At 35.6% G+C, this 862-nt stretch carries 1 protein-coding gene; it reads right to left on the bottom strand.

Annotation, left to right across the window (positions count from 1 at the left end):
- Positions 1-431 precede the first annotated feature (431 nt).
- On the bottom strand, positions 432-862 hold a 431-nt coding region (locus ACFIQE_RS11015; protein ID WP_375707766.1), incomplete at its 5' end, for a DUF3987 domain-containing protein.

Raw genomic sequence — 862 nt, 5'->3', positions numbered from 1 at the left:
TAAATGCTGTTTATCCACAGCCCATGACATGGAATAAGATCAACAAAGTAGTGAAGTTTGCTATTCATTTCATGGGTTAATCAAGATAAATACACTATGTGCTTTAAAATATCAGAATGAGTATTTTGATAAGTTTTATGAATTATTTTATAGATAGGTTTTGTCTGTTTTTACCCCCCCAAAACACCTACAAAACATATATTATTGGTTGAATTTATAGGTTGTGGTGTCGATATAGGTTGTTTTTTTAGATCTGTAAAATATTAACCACTTGAAATATAATAACTTTTATTTTTGACTAACAAATATATATAAAGGGGGGGGTAAAAAGAACCCCCATAACCCCCATACCCCCCAAAAACTAATGATGGGGAGTGCTTTAAAGGTTCACTGTTATATTGTTTAATGTTTTATAAGATTTCCAAATTGCCTCAGTGTGATGTCTTATGACTTTTCACTAAGGGGTGCCATTCATAGCGTATGGTAGGTCGACCGCCTTGGGAGTTATTATCTCCAGAGATTTCACGAATATAGTTACAACGGCATAAAAGCTCTAAAACTTGTTTAACGGCTTGATTGTCTTTTAAATGCGTCCAACTTCTTTGATGAATATCGCGTAAAGTAAAGACATCGGGTAAATGATCACAACGCTCGACAATTAATTTTGCACTTTCTGCTGTCAATGTATCCCCCGCTGTATAAAGACGTTTGGCATGGCTTAACAGATAACTTGTCCAACGCAAGGCTGTTGTGATGGCATAGAGTCCAATTTCTAAACGACCACCGTCAAGAAGTTCAAAAATCAACGCAAGGCTTGCTATGGTCTTTGGCATTTTTAAAAGATGCGATTGTAAGCTTTCTG

This window comes from Bartonella sp. AA1HLJMS, from assembly GCF_042197445.1.
GTDB lineage: Bacteria > Pseudomonadota > Alphaproteobacteria > Rhizobiales > Rhizobiaceae > Bartonella.
The sequence above is the reverse complement of the archived record's forward strand: the minus strand, read 5'-3'. Positions and strand labels throughout refer to the sequence as shown.